This window comes from Micromonospora sp. NRRL B-16802, from assembly GCF_001279555.1.
GTDB lineage: Bacteria > Actinomycetota > Actinomycetes > Mycobacteriales > Micromonosporaceae > Micromonospora > Micromonospora profundi.
Map to the genome: position 1 here is coordinate 222,335 of NZ_LGEB01000053.1, position 14,985 is coordinate 237,319.

15 protein-coding genes and 1 pseudogene are annotated in these 14,985 nt (G+C 72.0%); 5 read left to right on the forward strand and 11 right to left on the reverse strand.

Annotation, left to right across the window (positions count from 1 at the left end; translation table 11 throughout):
* Positions 1–9: 9 nt before the first annotated feature.
* Both ADK66_RS11320 and ADK66_RS11325 read left to right on the forward strand, forming a co-directional pair.
* The gene (locus ADK66_RS11320; protein WP_369814778.1) at positions 10–900 is read left to right on the forward strand and encodes a DUF5667 domain-containing protein; all 891 of its coding nucleotides are present in this window, start codon (positions 10–12) and stop codon (positions 898–900) included.
* 133 nt (positions 901–1,033) lie between these two features.
* The gene (locus tag ADK66_RS11325) at positions 1,034–1,909 is read left to right on the forward strand and encodes an HAD family phosphatase (protein WP_053654175.1); all 876 of its coding nucleotides are present in this window, start codon (positions 1,034–1,036) and stop codon (positions 1,907–1,909) included.
* A gap of 9 nt (positions 1,910–1,918) precedes the next feature.
* Here ADK66_RS11325 and ADK66_RS11330 read toward each other — a convergent pair whose 3' ends face one another.
* The 9 genes and pseudogenes from ADK66_RS11330 to ADK66_RS11365 all read right to left on the reverse strand — a co-directional run bounded on the left by ADK66_RS11330 (position 1,919) and on the right by ADK66_RS11365 (position 10,888).
* Positions 1,919–2,728 (reverse strand): lysophospholipid acyltransferase family protein, encoded by an 810-nt coding sequence (locus tag ADK66_RS11330; protein ID WP_053654985.1) that lies wholly within the window; start codon positions 2,726–2,728, stop codon positions 1,919–1,921.
* Positions 2,729–2,973: 245 nt separating this feature from the next.
* Positions 2,974–4,050, reverse strand: coding sequence for an NAD-dependent epimerase/dehydratase family protein (locus ADK66_RS11335; RefSeq protein WP_053654992.1), 1,077 nt, complete (start codon positions 4,048–4,050; stop codon positions 2,974–2,976).
* A 121-nt stretch (positions 4,051–4,171) separates the two neighbouring features.
* Positions 4,172–4,273 (reverse strand): 30S ribosomal protein bS22, encoded by a 102-nt coding sequence (locus tag ADK66_RS30710; protein ID WP_007465623.1) that lies wholly within the window; start codon positions 4,271–4,273, stop codon positions 4,172–4,174.
* 306 nt (positions 4,274–4,579) lie between these two features.
* On the reverse strand, positions 4,580–4,789 hold the full coding sequence (locus ADK66_RS11340; protein WP_007465625.1) for a helix-turn-helix domain-containing protein: 210 nt from the start codon (positions 4,787–4,789) through the stop codon (positions 4,580–4,582).
* 206 nt (positions 4,790–4,995) lie between these two features.
* Complete coding sequence (locus ADK66_RS11345; RefSeq protein WP_053654177.1) at positions 4,996–6,180, reverse strand: ABC transporter permease; 1,185 nt, start codon at positions 6,178–6,180, stop codon at positions 4,996–4,998.
* Positions 6,181–6,299: 119 nt separating this feature from the next.
* Positions 6,300–7,175 (reverse strand): annotated as a pseudogene (locus ADK66_RS11350) (ABC transporter ATP-binding protein); the annotation flags it as partial.
* Positions 7,172–8,554, reverse strand: coding sequence for an efflux RND transporter periplasmic adaptor subunit (locus tag ADK66_RS11355; protein WP_053654178.1), 1,383 nt, complete (start codon positions 8,552–8,554; stop codon positions 7,172–7,174). The gene ADK66_RS11355 and the pseudogene ADK66_RS11350, both read right to left, overlap by 4 nt.
* A gap of 40 nt (positions 8,555–8,594) precedes the next feature.
* A complete protein-coding gene (locus ADK66_RS11360) occupies positions 8,595–9,884 on the reverse strand; it encodes a hypothetical protein (RefSeq protein ID WP_053654180.1) in 1,290 nt (429 codons plus the stop codon).
* Positions 9,885–9,967: 83 nt separating this feature from the next.
* On the reverse strand, positions 9,968–10,888 hold the full coding sequence (locus ADK66_RS11365; protein ID WP_053654182.1) for a proline dehydrogenase family protein: 921 nt from the start codon (positions 10,886–10,888) through the stop codon (positions 9,968–9,970).
* 153 nt (positions 10,889–11,041) lie between these two features.
* Here ADK66_RS11365 and ADK66_RS11370 point away from each other — a divergent pair, with 153 nt between their 5' ends.
* Genes ADK66_RS11370 through ADK66_RS11380 form a run of 3 tightly spaced genes read left to right on the forward strand, consistent with a single transcriptional unit; the run spans position 11,042 to position 13,089 of the window.
* Entirely contained in the window at positions 11,042–11,314 is a 273-nt protein-coding gene (locus ADK66_RS11370; protein WP_231640005.1) for a hypothetical protein, read from the forward strand.
* Position 11,315: 1 nt separating this feature from the next.
* A complete protein-coding gene (locus tag ADK66_RS11375) occupies positions 11,316–12,482 on the forward strand; it encodes a glutathionylspermidine synthase family protein (protein WP_053654184.1) in 1,167 nt (388 codons plus the stop codon).
* Between the two features lie 19 nt (positions 12,483–12,501).
* Positions 12,502–13,089, forward strand: a complete 588-nt coding sequence (locus ADK66_RS11380) for a CGNR zinc finger domain-containing protein (RefSeq protein ID WP_053654186.1) — start codon at positions 12,502–12,504, stop codon at positions 13,087–13,089.
* 49 nt (positions 13,090–13,138) lie between these two features.
* Here ADK66_RS11380 and ADK66_RS11385 read toward each other — a convergent pair whose 3' ends face one another.
* Both ADK66_RS11385 and ADK66_RS11390 read right to left on the reverse strand, forming a co-directional pair.
* Positions 13,139–13,945 carry a sugar phosphate isomerase/epimerase gene (locus ADK66_RS11385; RefSeq protein ID WP_053654188.1) on the reverse strand — a complete coding sequence of 269 codons (807 nt, stop codon included), beginning with the start codon at positions 13,943–13,945 and terminating at the stop codon, positions 13,139–13,141.
* 75 nt (positions 13,946–14,020) lie between these two features.
* Positions 14,021–14,965: a Ppx/GppA phosphatase family protein gene (locus ADK66_RS11390; protein ID WP_053654190.1), complete on the reverse strand. Its 945-nt coding sequence runs from the start codon at positions 14,963–14,965 to the stop codon at positions 14,021–14,023.
* Positions 14,966–14,985 lie beyond the last annotated feature (20 nt).

Sequence of the window (14,985 nt, forward strand, 5' to 3'; positions counted from 1 at the left end):
CGAGAGGAGGTGCCAGCGGTGGACAACATCCTCTTCTCCCGCCGGCGTGCCAAGCGCTTCGCGCAGCTTCTCGACGAGGCCAACGGCGGCCGGCGGCACCACGTAAGGTCCCGGGTGGACGGCCAACTGGCACCGCTGGTAGCGGTGGGCCAGCGGCTCAGCGTCGATCCCCCCGCGCCCGAGGTGGATCCCGAATTCCGCACCGGCCTGCGGGCGATGCTGCTCGCCACCGCCGAACGCGACGGGATGGGCACCACGCCGGCGACCGCCGAACCGTCCGTGGCGCGTCCGGCCGCCACCACCGCCCGCGGGTCACTGCTTCCGGCGGCCACCGCCCGGCGCGCCCGCGCCCGGGGCGCGATCCTGATCGGCATCGCCGCCGGCGCCGTCGCTGTCTCCGGGATCTCCGCAGCCAGCGAGAACGCGGTGCCCGGCGACGCGCTGTACGGCATGAAGCGGTCGACCGAACGCGCCCAGCTCGCCCTGGCCAGCTCGGACATCAGCCGCGGCCAACTCTTCCTTGACTTCGCCCGGACCAGGCTCGGCGAGGCCGCCGAACTGCGCGGCGATGCCATCGGTTACAGCGCCGTCCTCGACGACATGGACGCCGACACCCGGCAGGGCATCCGCCTGCTCACCGCTGCCGCCTTGCAACGGGCCGAGCCGAGCAGCCTGGACACCGTCAACGCGTTCGTCGCGAGCCAGCACAAGGCGGTGAGCAAGCTGCTCGACGGGGCCAACCGGGCCGACCGGGAACGGACCCGACGGTCGCTGGCGCTGCTGGACACCATCCGGGAACGCTCGGACGCGCTGCGCGACGCGATCGCCTGCGGCCTGCCGGCACCGGCCGGTAGCGACAGCCTCGGGCCCGCGCCGACCACCTGCCCCGGCGACCGCTGACCTGCCGGAACGCTTCCTTTCCGCTCGTTCCGACCGACCACGCCACAGTTCCCTGTGTGAGTGGTCGGTCGACCGTTGCCGCCGGATACCCTCGCTGGAGACATCCGTCGCGCCTGGTCAGGAAGGGGGTCGCGTGGCACGCAGCCGCAAGGTGACGGTCAGCACCGACGCCCACGGTCACACCGCCGGTTGGGCGGAGACCGAACTGGCGCCGGTGACCCCACCCTCACCGGACCCGACCGCCGCCGCCTTCTTCGACGTGGACAACACGATGATGCAGGGCGCGTCGATCTACTGGTTCGCTCGCGGGCTCGCCGCCCGCAACTACTTCACCACCACCGACCTGGCGCGCTTCGCCTGGCAGCAGCTCCGGTTCCGGGTGCTCGCCCGGGAACACGCCGGTGACATGTCCCAGGCCAAGGAGGCCGCACTCGCCTTCGTCGAGGGTTGGCGGGTCGACGACGTCGAACGGCTCTCGGAGGAGATCTTCGACGAGCTGATGGCACCGCGGATCTGGAGCGGCACCCACCAGCTCGCCCAGGCCCACCTGGACGCCGGTCAGCGCGTCTGGCTGGTGAGCGCCGCTCCGGTGGAGATCGGCCGGGTGATCGCCACCCGACTAGGCCTGACCGGTGCGATCGGTACGGTGGCCGAGGTGCTCGACGGGGCGTACACCGGACGGTTGGTGGGCGACCTCATGCACGGGCCGGCGAAGGCCGAGGCGGTCACCCAGCTCGCCTCCGTGGAAGGGCTGGACCTGTCCCGCTGCGCGGCCTACAGCGACTCCGCGAACGACCTGCCTCTGCTCCGCGCGGTCGGTCGGGCGGTGGCGGTCAACCCGGACGGCACCCTGCTGCGGCAGGCCCGGCAGGACGGCTGGGAGGTGCGGGACTTCCGCACCGGCCGGCGAGCGGCAAAGATCGCCGTACCGTCGACGGCGGCAGCCGGTCTGGTCGCCGGAGCGGTGACCGCCGGCCTGGCGCTCCAGCGCCGGCGCCGCGACAGCTGACGCCGCGCCTCAGGGGCCGAACGGGTCCGGTCGCCGCTCCAACAGCGAGTGCAGCGTCTGCTGGATGGTCTCCCGCACCTGGTCGGCGAGGTTGAAGACCACCAGCGGGTCGTCCGCCGAGTCGGTCAGGTGCGCGGTGGGGATCGGCGGGCAGAACTCGATCAGCCACTTGCTGGGCAGCGGCACCATGCCCAGCGGCCCGAGCCACGGGAAGGTCGGCGTGACCGGGAAGTAGGGCAGCTTCAGCAGCCGCGCGAGGGGCTTGATGTCGGCGAGCATCGGGTAGATCTCCTCGCCGCCGACGATGGCGACGGGCACGATCGGGGTGCCGGTGCGCAGCGCCGCCGACACGAACCCGCCGCGTCCGAACCGTTGCAGCTTGTAGCGGTCGGCGTAGAGCTTGCCGATGCCCTTGAACCCCTCGGGGAACACGCCCACGAGGTCACCGCCGCCGAGCAGACGCTCGGCGTCCGGGTTGCAGGCCACCGTACCGCCGGTCTTGCGGGCGATCTCGGACACCACAGGCATCCGGAAGACCAGGTCCGCGCCGAGCAGGCGCAGGTAGCGGTGTGCGGGGTGCTTGTCGTGCAGCGCCGCCGAGAGGATCAGCGCGTCCAACGCCACGGTCCCCGAGTGGTTGCCGACCACCAGGGCCGGCCCGTCGACGGGCACGTGCTCCACGCCGCTGACCTCGGTGCGGAACCAGTCCCGGTAGAGCAGCCGCAGCAGGGGGTGGAAGACCGCGTCGGTCAGCTCCGGGTCGAAGCCGAACTCGTCGACCTCGTACTCGCCGGACAGCCGCCGGCGCAGGAACGCCAGGCCGTCGGCGACACGCCGGTCCCACGGGTCACCCGGCCGGTCCGGAACGGCCGCGCCACTGGCGGTCGCGGGCTCGTCGGTGGCCGCGGTGTCGACCTCGTCGGCCGGCGTCGGGGTCGGGGTCGGCGCGACCTGTGCCGCCGGTCGGTGCCCGTTACGCCGCGCCGGCTCCACGTCCGGCGTCACCTCCGGGGGTACGTCGAATCGCCCGTTGCCCGTCGGCTCACGACCCGTTTCCGGCCCGCTCACGACGACCGCTCCCGCACCGCTGAGCGGACCTGCCGGATGCCGTCCAGGACGAGCTGCTCGGCGGCGGCCAACTGACTCCGGCTGAGCACGACCCCGCCGTGGTGGGCGCGGATGAAGTCGTCGAACGCGGCGGCGGTGGAGCGGGGCGTGAAGCCGTACTCCTGCTCAAGCCGGGTGGTGTCGACGACCCTGCCGTGCACGAAGAGGTCGACCTGGTCCAGGCCGTAGCGGCCGAAGCCCATGTTGCGGGCCAACGCGGCCGCGCCGGAGAGGCCCGGCTCCAGCACCGGCACCGCTACCCGGCCGGCCCGCCGGATCGCCTGGGACAGCGACAGGACGCCCGGACCGGCGACGTTGTAGGTGCCCGGGTGGTCCTCGACGATCGACCGGTGCAGCACCTCCAACGCGTCGTCGAAGTGCAGGAACTGCAACCGCGGATCGCGGCCGAAGACGGTGGGCACGAACGGCTGCGCGAAGTAGCGGGTCAACGTCGTGTCGGCGTTGGAGCCGATGAACGGGGCGAACCGCAGCACCGTCGCCGTGACGTCGGGTCGGCGACGCCGGAAACCACGGACGTACCCCTCAAGGTCGAGGATGTCGCGGCCGAAACCGCCGCGCGGCACCTCGCGCGGTTCGGTCTCCTCGGTGAAGACCGCCGGGTCCCGGAACGACACCCCGTACGCGGCGGTCGAGGACCGGACCACGAGCTTGCGCAGCCGGGGCGCTCGCTGGCAGGCGGCGAGCAGTTGCATGGTGCCGATGACGTTCTGGTCCTTCATTGCCGACCGGCCACCGTGCTGCGGGTCGGGGGAGCTGACCAGCGCGAGATGCACGACTGCGTCGACGTCCAGGTCGGCGAGGAGCCCACCGAGTGAGCCGGGGTCGACGCGAACCCGCTCGACACGGTCGAGCAGGTCGGTGAACTCGGCACCGGGCTCCGGCACGTCCACGCCGATGACCCGCTCGATACGCGGGTCGGCCGCCAGTCGCGCCGCAACGTGAGCGCCCAGGTATCGACCGACGCCGGTCACGACGACGACCCCCGGAGCACCTGGGGTGCTACCGGGGGTCATCTGACGCACCTACACCGGCAGGAGGGACCGAGCCGGGACGACCACGGCCTGATCACCTGAGCCTCCGGAAGTCGACAGTTGGCAAGAGTCGCCGAACGCCGGGCCATGAGCCCGGCGGCGATCACTTGCCGAGACGGCGACGCTGGACGCGGGTCTTGCGCAGCAGCTTGCGGTGCTTCTTCTTAGCCATGCGCTTACGGCGCTTCTTGACCACCGAGCCCATACGACAGCCTTTCGATACAACGTGCGGGGCGGACCGAATGACACCACGCTTGTGGCGACGGCGACCGCATGCGGACAAAGGACCGGACCAGTCTGGGCGGCGGGGCGCACCGGTGGGGCCTCGGTCGGGCTCCAGGGTAGCGGGAGAGCGTCAGCAGGACCAACGCGCCCCCGCCGTCGCCGCTTTCGGTACGCGACCACCAGCCCCGCCCGTCCACCTCAGGCGCTCACCGATGCCGCTTCCCGTCGGCACCGACAGGCTCGTACGCGCGCCCGTCACTGTGTGCGCGATCGGCCCGGCGGTGGCTCAGGCGGTTTCCTGAAAGGCGCCCCGGAGATATTCGTGCACGGCGTGCTCGGGCACCCGGAAGGACCGGCCGACCCGCACGGCGGTGAGCTCACCGCTGTGCACCAGGCGATAGACAGTCATCTTCGACACCCGCATGACCGTCGCGACCTCTGCGACGGTCAGGAACTTGACCTCCGACAGCCGTCCGTCGGACTGTGACCCGGCCATGGCTCACCGACCCATCCCATGCCCGGCGCGTGCCATCCCGACGGATGCTCCGGGCCGGGCGGCGACGCGCGTGTTACCAGTACGGTAGCGGGGCGGCTGTGACCGGCGCGATCCCTTCTTACAACTGATCATGTTTGGATCGCTGGTTCACCCGATCCGCGCTCCCGGATTCTCCCCGCCTGCGTCCGCTGTCCGATTGCGCTCACTCACTCGGCGCGCAGCGCCACAACCGGGTCGAGCCTGCCGGCACGCTGCGCGGGGACGACACCGAAGACGATCCCCACGGCCGCCGACACCCCGAACGCGAGTGCCAGCGACCACCAGGTGATCGCCGCCGGAATTGGGGACAACGCGTCGACAAGCAGGGCGGTGCCCACGCCCAGCGCCATCCCGGTCAGCCCGCCGATCGTGGTGAGCAGCACCGCCTCCAGCAGGAACTGCACGCCGATGTCGCGGGGTCGGGCGCCGACAGCCTTGCGCAGCCCGATCTCCCTGGTCCGCTCGCGGACGCTGACAAGCATGATGTTGGAGACGCCGACCCCGCCGACGAGCAGGGAGATGCCGGCGATGGCGGCGAGCACGCCGGTGAGGATGCCGAGGATGTCGCCGAGTACGCCGAGGATCTGCTGTTGCGTGACGGCGCTGAACTCGGTGTCCGGGTGGCGACGGTTGAGTTCGGCGACGATGCGCTCGCCCAGCTCGTCGATCCGTTCCCGGTCCGGCGCCTTCACCGCGATGCCGTCCACCCGCTGGGTGCCCCAGAGGCGCTGCGCGGCTGTCACCGGCACGTGCACCTCGTCGTCGCGGTCGACGCCGAGACTCTGCCCGAGCGGCGTGAACACGCCGATCACCCGGAACCGCACCCCGGCGAGTGTCACCTGCTGGCCGAGGGGGTCCCGGTCGGGAAAGAGCGCGCGGGCCACCGAGTCACCGAGCACCGCTACTCGTCGGCTCGTGTCGACGTCAGTGCCGGTGAGGTAGCGGCCCCGGGCCAGCGACCGCGCGAACACCGCAGGGGTCGTCTCCAGTACGCCCTGCACCGTCGTGAAGTCGGAGTAGGCGCCGGCCCGCGCGGTAGCACCCGAGGCGACGGTGACCGCCACCCGCTCGGGGTCGCCGACCACCCGGGTCACGGCGTCCACGTCCTTGAGGGTCAACGGCGACACGACAGGGGCGTTGCCCACCTCGATCCGGCCGGGGACGACCAGCAGCAGGTTGGAGCCGAGCCCTTCGACCTGCTGTTCCACCTTCTGCTTGGTGCCGGTGCCGATCGCCACCAGCAGCACCACCGAGGCCACGCCGATGATCACGCCGAGCATTGTGAGCGCACTGCGCAGCCGGTTGGCGCGTAGCGCGTCCAACGCCACCCGCCACGCCTCGGCGACCCTCACGACCCGCTCCCGGAGCCTGCGTCCGGAGCGTGGCCAGCCTCGGCGTCGGTGGGCGCGAGCGCCGCGTCGGCGCTGGTCGGTGTGCCCGTCGCGGCGGTGTCCGGGGGCGCGAGCGGAAGGCGCCCGGTGGCTCCGGCGGCGCCACCGGAGCCACCGGGCGGGTGCCCCGGGCCGTTTCCGGACACGGACCGGGGCTCCGCGCTGGGAGCGGGCATCAGTGTCTCAGGTCGACCGTGGCCGTCCGACAGCGGTCGATCATGAAGGCCGGTGGGCTCGGCGGCGATGCTGTCGGCGACCACCACGCCGTCGCGCATGGTGATCCGACGGGCGGCCCGCGCCGCGACCTCCTGGTCGTGGGTGACCATCACCAGCGCCACCCCGGACTCGGCGTTCAACCGCTCCAACAGCTCAAGCACCGCCGCTCCGGTGACGCTGTCCAGGTTGCCCGTCGGCTCGTCGGCCAGCAGCACCGTCGGTTCGGTGACGAGCGCGCGGGCGATAGCCACCCGTTGCTGCTCGCCACCGGACATCTGGTTGGGCCTGTGGTCCAGCCGGTGCCCGAGGCCCACCCGGCCGAGCATCGCCGCCGCCCGCTCCCGACGCTGCCGGGCCGACACGCCTCTGTAGACCAGCGGCAGCGCCACGTTCTCCACGGCTGAGGTACGCGGCAGCAGGTGGAACGCCTGGAAGACGAAGCCGATCGTCTCGTTTCGAAGGGTGGCCATCTCCGGTGGGGAGAGCGCGTTGACGTCCCGCCCGCCGATCACCAGTCGACCGCCGGTGGGCCGGTCGAGCCCGCCCAGCAGGTGCATGAGTGTGGACTTGCCCGAGCCGGACGGGCCGACGAGCGCAACGTAGTCACCCGGCTGCACTGTCAGCGACACCCCGCGCAGCGCTTCGACCGACACGCCGTCCAGTTGGTACGTCCGCGACACGTCCACCGCCTCGATGGCAGCGACGCGCTCCCCCGCCAGCCCCGCTGCCGGCTCGGTCACCGGACTTCCTGGCCGTCGCGCACCTGGTCGGTGCCGCGCACAACGATCCGGTCGCCGGGCTGGACGCCGTCGAGGATCTGCACCAGGTCGGGCCCCTGCACGCCAACTGTCACCGGCGCCCGATCCGCCTTGCCGTCGCGGACCACCCATACCGCGTCCCGCCCGTCGGCGGAGAACACCGCCGAGGCGGGGACGGTCACCGCGTCGGCCGCCTCGCGTACGCGCAGCCGCACTATCGCGTTCATGCCGGGGCGGGGCGTCGGGGCCGGCTCGTTCTCGGCGAGCTTCCCGGCGCCCAGTGCGAGGCGTACCCGGTAGGTGACACCGCCCTGCGCGGAGTTGGTGGGCAGCACGTCGACCGAGCGGACCGTCGCGTCGTAGCTGGCACCGGTGACGGCGTCCAGCTCGACGGTGGCTGTCACACCGGGCTTGACCAGCAGTACGTCCGTCTCGTCCACCTCGGCGAGCAGCCCCAACTGCCCGATGTCGACAACTGTCAGCACCGGCGTGCCGGCGGTTACCTGGCCGCCGACAGCGACCGCGTCGTCGACCCCGGCGGGCGGCCCGCCCTGAGCGGGGGCCAGCACGGACGGGTCGATGCCAGCCCCACCGGCCTGCTCCAGCAGCCCGGCCAGACCGGCGTTCGCGCCACCGCCGGCCCGGGTGCCGCCCGGCTGCACCACACCGGCGAGCGGGGCGCGCAGGGTCAGCGCGTCGACGGTTGCCTTCGCCAGGTCGTACGCCTGCTGGGCCTGGAGCCGTTGTGCAGCGGAGAGCGCGCCGACGGCCGAGCTCAGCCCGTTGATCCCCCGCTGCACGGCGCGGACGGCCTGGTCGGCGCTGCGCGCGGCGGCGTCGTACTGCCGCTGGGCGGAGGTCACCTGGGCCAGCAGCGCGTCCCGCACCTGCGGGTCGGCGATCTTCTCGGCGGCCTTGCGGGCGGCGTCGAACGCCTCGCCGGCGGCCTTGTCGGTGTCGCGGCGGCTGCCGGTCAGGTCGCCTGTGGGAACACCTCGGCCGGCGCGCTTCGCGGCGGTCAGCGCCTCCTTCGCCTGGCGCAGGCGCTGCTGCGCCGACGGCGAGTCGACGACGGCGAGGACCTGGCCGCGCTTGACCCGCTGACCAGGTTGAACGCGCAGGCTGGCCACTGTGCCGTCGGCGGGTGCGGTGAGGGTCGCGGCTGCACGGGCAGTCACCGTCGCCGGGGCGTCGATCACCTCGGCGACCGGGTTGCGGGCGGCCGACGCCAGCGCGAGGTCGGGGTCTTCGTCGCCGCAGGACGCGGCGGTGGTGGCGGTGAGGACGGCGATGGCGGTCAGGGCGATGAGCAGGCGGGGCCGCGTGACGCTTGCGGGCCGCGGCGGCTGGGGGCGGCGCACCCATCGATGGTACGGCGCACCGTCACTGCCGCATCGGACGTCAGGCGGCGACCGCGCGGACGTACGCGACGCACTCGTCGTGCAGCGTCGACCACTGCTCACCGAACGACTCCTCGGCGGCGACGTCGAAGGGCTTGCGCTCGTGCACCACGGCCTTGAAGAAGGCGAGGAGCTGGGTCGTTCCGAACCTGTCGACGAGGTGCCGGACGGCGAGGTAGCCGACGCCGTAGCTGCCGCCGACCCGCTCGGCTTCGGCGTTGTCGGCGGGCGTGATCCCCTCCAGCCTGCCGTCCCATCTGCCCCTGACCAGCGCGCGCACCTCGGCGAGCCCCTCGTACCTGTCGACCGCCTGCCCTCCCGCACCGGCGAACTCGGCCAGCCCTTCGACCAGCCACCAGGTCGTCTTGCCCGGATAGCCGCGCTCCGGCAGCGAGGCGGCGTGGGTCAACTCGTGCCGGAGCAGGTCGTCCGTGCCACTGCTGGGCAGCCCTTCGGCGTTGAGCACCACCTCGTGGTGGCCACCGCCGACTGTCACCGCGTAACCGCCGGTCCACTGTGGCCGGCCGCCGCCGTACCAGCGCTGCCACTCGGTGCGACCGGCGTAGAAGATCCGGTAGCGGTCCGGCGGGGAGCCGGCCACGACGTACCCGTCGGCGATCTTGGCCGCCGCCTCGGCCTGGGCCAGCAGGCCGGGCAGCTTGCCGCGCAGCGCCGGTGTGGTGGCCACTATGGTCCGCGCGCCGACCGCAACGGCCAGGTCGCTGATCTCCCACGGTCGGGTGCCGGTCTCCGCCGACTTGGACTCCTCCACGGCGACCAGCCGGGGCTGGTCGCCGTTCTCCCGCCAGCGGGTACCGATCAACACCGGGCTCGGCCGGCAGTCGGGCACCACGAAGCAGTACTGGAAGCGCACCAGCAGCCGCCACTCGCCGGGTCGGCCGACGACAGGCACGGGCAGGCCGCTCGACTCGGCCCGCCACACGGTGACCTTGAGCGCGCGCAGCGCGGCGAAGCGGCGGCGCAGGTCGGCGTGCGCGCCCGGGTCGGCGACGGCCAGGTAGGCGGCCCGGTCACCGCCGAGCAGTGCCGTGGCCTGCCGCTGGAGCTGCGCGGTCATCCGGTCGGACAGTCCGCGGGCGACGGCTGTCGCCGGATCGTCGCTGGCCGGGGTGCCGGCACGGCTGACGGTGGCCCGGTCACTGGACTCCCGCACCACACCGGCGACAAGCAGCGCGGGCAGGCCACAGCCGAGCAGCAGGACGACCACCACGAGCACCGTCCACAGCGGCCAGAGCCGCCGCGGCGATGGCTGCTCCACCTCGTCAGTCACCCGCCGAAGGGTACGACCATTCGCCGGAGCAAACGAGCCGCTACCACCTCGACCCACCCTGTGGACCCACCCGCCACAGCGGGCTACTTCTTGGACATCAGGGCGCGGCCGAAGAAGACAAGGTTCGCCGGGCGCTCCGCGAGCCGGCGCATCAGGTAGCCGTACCAGTCGTCGCCGTACGGGACGTACGTGCGCACTGTGTAGCCCTCGCCGGCCAGCCGGGCCTGCTCCTCCGGACGGATCCCGAAGAGCATCTGGAACTCGAAGCGATCCGCTCCCCTGTCGAACCAGCGGGCCCGGTCCTCGCCGATCGCGATCATCCGGGGGTCGTGGGTGGCGAGCATCGGGTAGCCGTCGCCGGACATCAGGATGTTCATGCAGCGGACGTAGGACTTGTCGACCTCGCGTGCCGACTGGTACGCCACCGACTCCGGCTCCTTGTAGGCGCCCTTGCACAGCCGTACCCGCGACCCCGCCGAGGACAACTCCCGGCAGTCCGACTCGGTGCGACGCAGGTACGCCTGGAGCACCGCGCCCGTCGACGGGAAGTCCTTGCGCAGCTTGCCCAGCACCTCCAACGTCGAGTCGGTGGTGGTGTGGTCCTCCATGTCCAGCGTGACAGTGGTGCCCGCCGCGTCGGCCGCCGCGCAGATCGCCCGGACGCTGTCGTACGCCAGCTGCTCGTCGAACATCTGGCCGAGGGCGGAGAGCTTCACGCTCACCTCGGCCGCCGGGGTGAGCCCGGCCTCGGCGAGCATCTTCAGCAGCCTGAGGTATTCGTCCCGGGTGGCGACTGCCTGCTCGGGGGTGACGGTGTCCTCGCCGAGGTGGTCGAGGGTGACAGCCAGGCCGTCGTCGATGAGCCCGCGGGTCACGCGCAGCGCATCGTCGGTGGCGGCGCCGGCGACGAACCGGCGGACGACGTCCCGGGTGTACGGGGCAGTCGCGACAAGCCGCTCGACCTGGGATGACCGGGAGGCGGCGAGGATGACGGAACGGAGCATGAGCCGAGCGTATCGCCCGTGCCGGTACCTCCGCCGGGCAGCGGCCGGGGCACCTCGACCGGATGTCACTTGGGGGTTTATGTGCTACAACGGGCCCCTTTGACAGCCGGGGGCGGGGCGGTGCTGTTGGCATCGATCAGCTACAACGGTGCCGTGGAACAACGCCCCCGTCGCCGGCTCCGGTCGGCCTCCGTGCAGCTCGGCGCGCTCACCGCCCTGGCGCTCGCTCTCTCCGGCTGCAACATGACCTCCGACGACGACGATGACGACGACTGCGCCCTCGGGCCGGTCGGCGGCGGCGACACTGTCGCGCTGGCGATGCGGATTCCCCAGGCCTCCGCCGGTCGGGCGGCGCCGGAGCCCCCGACAGCAGCCGTGCCCGAACGCGGCGGCTTCGGCACCCACCTCGCCGCCTGCGGAGGTTGACGTGCGCCGTGTGCCGGTGACCCCTCGGCCCGACTGGGACGCCACCATCCGGGAGCAGGGGCTCGTCTACGTCGACACGGAGCTCCCCGACGGCGGGATCATGTCGTACTGGGACGAGACCGCCGCGTACGCCTTCGACCTGGACAAGGTGCTGCGCCTGGAGGAGGCCACCGAGGAACTGCACCGCATGTCGGTGGCTGCCGCCGAGCACGTGGTCGCCAAGCACCGGTACGCCGAGTTCGGCATCCCGCAGTGGGCGGCCGAGGCGGTGGCCAGGTCACTGCGCGAGGCGCCGCCCACCCTCTACGGCCGCTTCGACCTGGCGTACGACGGCACCTGGCCTCCGAAGATGTTGGAGTACAACGCCGACACCCCCACCGCGCTTGTCGAGGCGAGCATCATCCAGTGGTACTGGCTGGAGGAGACCCGGCCGGACCTGGACCAGTGGAACAGCCTGCACGAGCGGCTGGTCGGCGCCTGGGCCAAGATCGGCGCCGGGCTGCACGACCGCCGGGTGCACGTGCTCTGGTCGAACGAGGAGGAGTCGGGCGAGGACCACATGACCGCCGGCTACCTGGCAGAGACGGCACGGCAGGCCGGCCTGGACGCCGAGCTGCAACCCATCCAGAAGATCGGCTGGGACGGCCGGCGCTTCATCGACGCCGCGGACCGCCCGGTGACCACGTGTTTCAAGCTCTACCCGTGGGAGTGGATGCTTGCCGAGCCGTACGGGGTGCCGGCGCTCGACCCGGGTACGCCGACCACCTGGATCGAACCGGCCTGGAAGCTGCTCCTGTCGAACAAGGCGCTGCTCGCGATCCTCTGGGAGCTGTACCCGGGCCACGAATACCTGCTCCCGGCGTACCTCGACTCGCCGCGCGGCATGCGGGAGTACGTGGCGAAGCCGCTGCTCGGTCGCGAGGGCGGCTCGGTACGCATCGTGACGGCCGAGGAGGAGATCACCAATCCGGGGATCTACGGCGACGAGGGCTGGTGCTATCAGGAGTTCCGGGCGTTGCCACAGTTCGACGGCAATCGGACGGTGCTGGGGAGTTGGATCGTCGACGGGGAGTCGGCGGGCGTCGGGGTTCGCGAGAGCGCAAGCCTGATCACCGACGGTTACGCGCGGTTCCTGCCGCACTACATCGACGCGCCGCGTACCCCGTGAGTCGTCTACCGTTGGGGGCGTGAACTTCGACGCGTACGCCCGGACCGGTGTTGACCTGGTCAACGCCCGCCTGGACGACCTCGACGACCTAAGGGCGCTCTTTCCCGCCGAGAACGAATGGATGCGCGACGAGGTCGCGGAGCGGGATATCGCGATCTTCCGGCGAGCGCAGAAGCGGCTCCGCGACGTCTTCGAGTACGGCACCTCGGGGCGTGACGCCCAGGCGGTGACCGAGCTGAACGCGCTGCTCGAGGCGTTCCCGGTCCAGCCGCGCATCTCCGGGCACGACTCCAGCGACTGGCACATGCACGTCACCAGCCGGGGCGCGTCGGTGAGCGCGGAATACCTGGCCGGCGCGGTCTGGGGGCTGTCGGTGTGGCTCTGCGAGTACGGCAGCGCCCGTTTCGGCGTCTGCGCCGACGAACGGTGCGGCAACGTCTACCTGGACACGTCGTCCAACTGCTGCCGGCGGTTCTGCTCGGAGCGCTGCGCCACCCGCTCGCACGTTGCGGCGCATCGGGCCCGTAAGCGGGCCGCGATCGTCGAGCAGCCGACTGTCGCTTCGCAGCCGAAAGCGAAAGCCGATTCGCTGACGCCGATCAGCTAGGCCACCGGCCGGCGCAGGGCGGGCCCGCGCCGGGTCCCGGCGCGGGCGTTCAGGCGTCGACCGGGGACGGCGTGCTCAGGTGCTGGCGGGCGAACTCCAGCGAGGCGCGTAGGTCCGCCTCGCGCACCGCGCGGCTCTTCGCTCCCCGCGTCGCGACCTCCACCGCCACCGAACCGGTGAAGCCGCGCCCGGCCAGCGAGGAGAGCAGCTCCCCGCAGGGCTGGGTGCCCCGCCCGGGCACCAGGTGCTCGTCGCGGCCCTCGCCGGTGCCGTCGCCGAGGTGCACGTGCACCAGCCCGGAGCCCATCCGGTCGGCCATCGCGAGCGGGTCGCTGTGCGAGGCCGCGCAGTGCGACAGATCCAGTGTGTACGACGCATAGCCGGCCTCGGTGGGATCCCAGCCCGGCACGTACGGGACGAACTGGCGGCCTGCCATCCGCACCGGGTACATGTTCTCCACAGCGATGTGCAGCCCGCTGAACTGGTCCGCGATGGTGGCCAGCCCGTCGACGAACCCGCGCGCGTAGTCGCGCTGCCAACTGAACGGGGGATGCACCACCACAGTCGGCGCCTCCAGCGTCTCGGCCAGCTCGGCGGCCCGCCGCAGCCGCTCCCACGGGTCCGGGCTCCATACCCGCTGGGTGACAAGCAGGCAGGGCGCGTGCACCGACAGGACCGGCACCCCGTAGTGCTCGGAGAGGCCGCGCAGTGCTCCGGCGTCCTGGCTGACCACGTCGGTCCAGACCATCACCTCGACGCCGTCGTAGCCGAGCGCCGCGGCCATCTGGAACGCCGCAGCGGTCGGTTCGGGAAAGACTGACGAGCTGGACAGGAGGACGGGAACGCGGGAAGTCACATCAGCCAGGGTAGCCCGGTTGTCACGGGACTATCAGGACGAGCATCAGCAAAACACCCGCTACCGGACCCGTCCTCACATCGGTTCGAGTTGATCGAGTCGGCGGAGGATGACGCCCTCGCGCAGCGCCCACGGGCAGATGTCCACCGAGTCCAGGTCCAGCTTGCGCATCACCGCCTCGGCGACCACAGCGCCGGCCAGCAACTGGTGGGCGCGGCCCGCGCTGACCCCCTCCAACTCCATCAACTGCGCCGGGGGGATGTGCCTGATGAAACCGATTACCTGCCGCAACCCGGCGCGGGTCAGGCGGCGGGGCACCCAGAGCCCGGCGCCCGACGGTGCCGCTCCGGCGAGCCGGGCCAGGGTACGGAACGTCTTCGAGGTGGCCGCCGTCCGCTCCCAACCCACCTGGGTCATCTGGTCGACCACCTTGTCGAGCCGGCCGTCCACGTACTCCCGCAGCCTTTCGACGGCCTCGGCGGACGGCGGCGCCGTGCTGTCCGGCTCGACCCGCAGCCGCTCCCGGGTCAATCGGCCGGCCCCGAGCGGCAACGAGATCGCGACGTTCGGGTCCTCGTCGATCCCGGCGGCGATCTCCAGGGAGCCGCCGCCGATGTCGAGCACAAGCATTCGCCCCGCCGACCAGCCGAACCAGCGTCGCACCGCCAGGAACGTCATCCGCGCCTCGTCCGCGCCGGAGAGCACCTCCAGGCGTACGCCGGTCTCGTCGCGGACCCGGGCCAGGACGTCGGCGGCGTTTGTGGCGTCGCGGACCGCGGAGGTGGCGAACGCGATCAGGTCGGCGGCCTCCAGGCCGGTGGCCGCTGCCCTGGCCATGCCGACCGCCTTGACCAGGCTGTCCGCGCCCGCCTCGGTCAGCGCGCCGTCGGGGCCGATCTGCTCGGCGAGGCGCAGCACCACCTTCTCCGAGTGCGCCGGCCAGGGATGCGCACCGTGGTGCGCGTCGACAACCAGCAGGTGCACGGTGTTGGAACCGACGTCGAGGACACCCAGTCGCATGGTGAAGACACTAGGGGCAA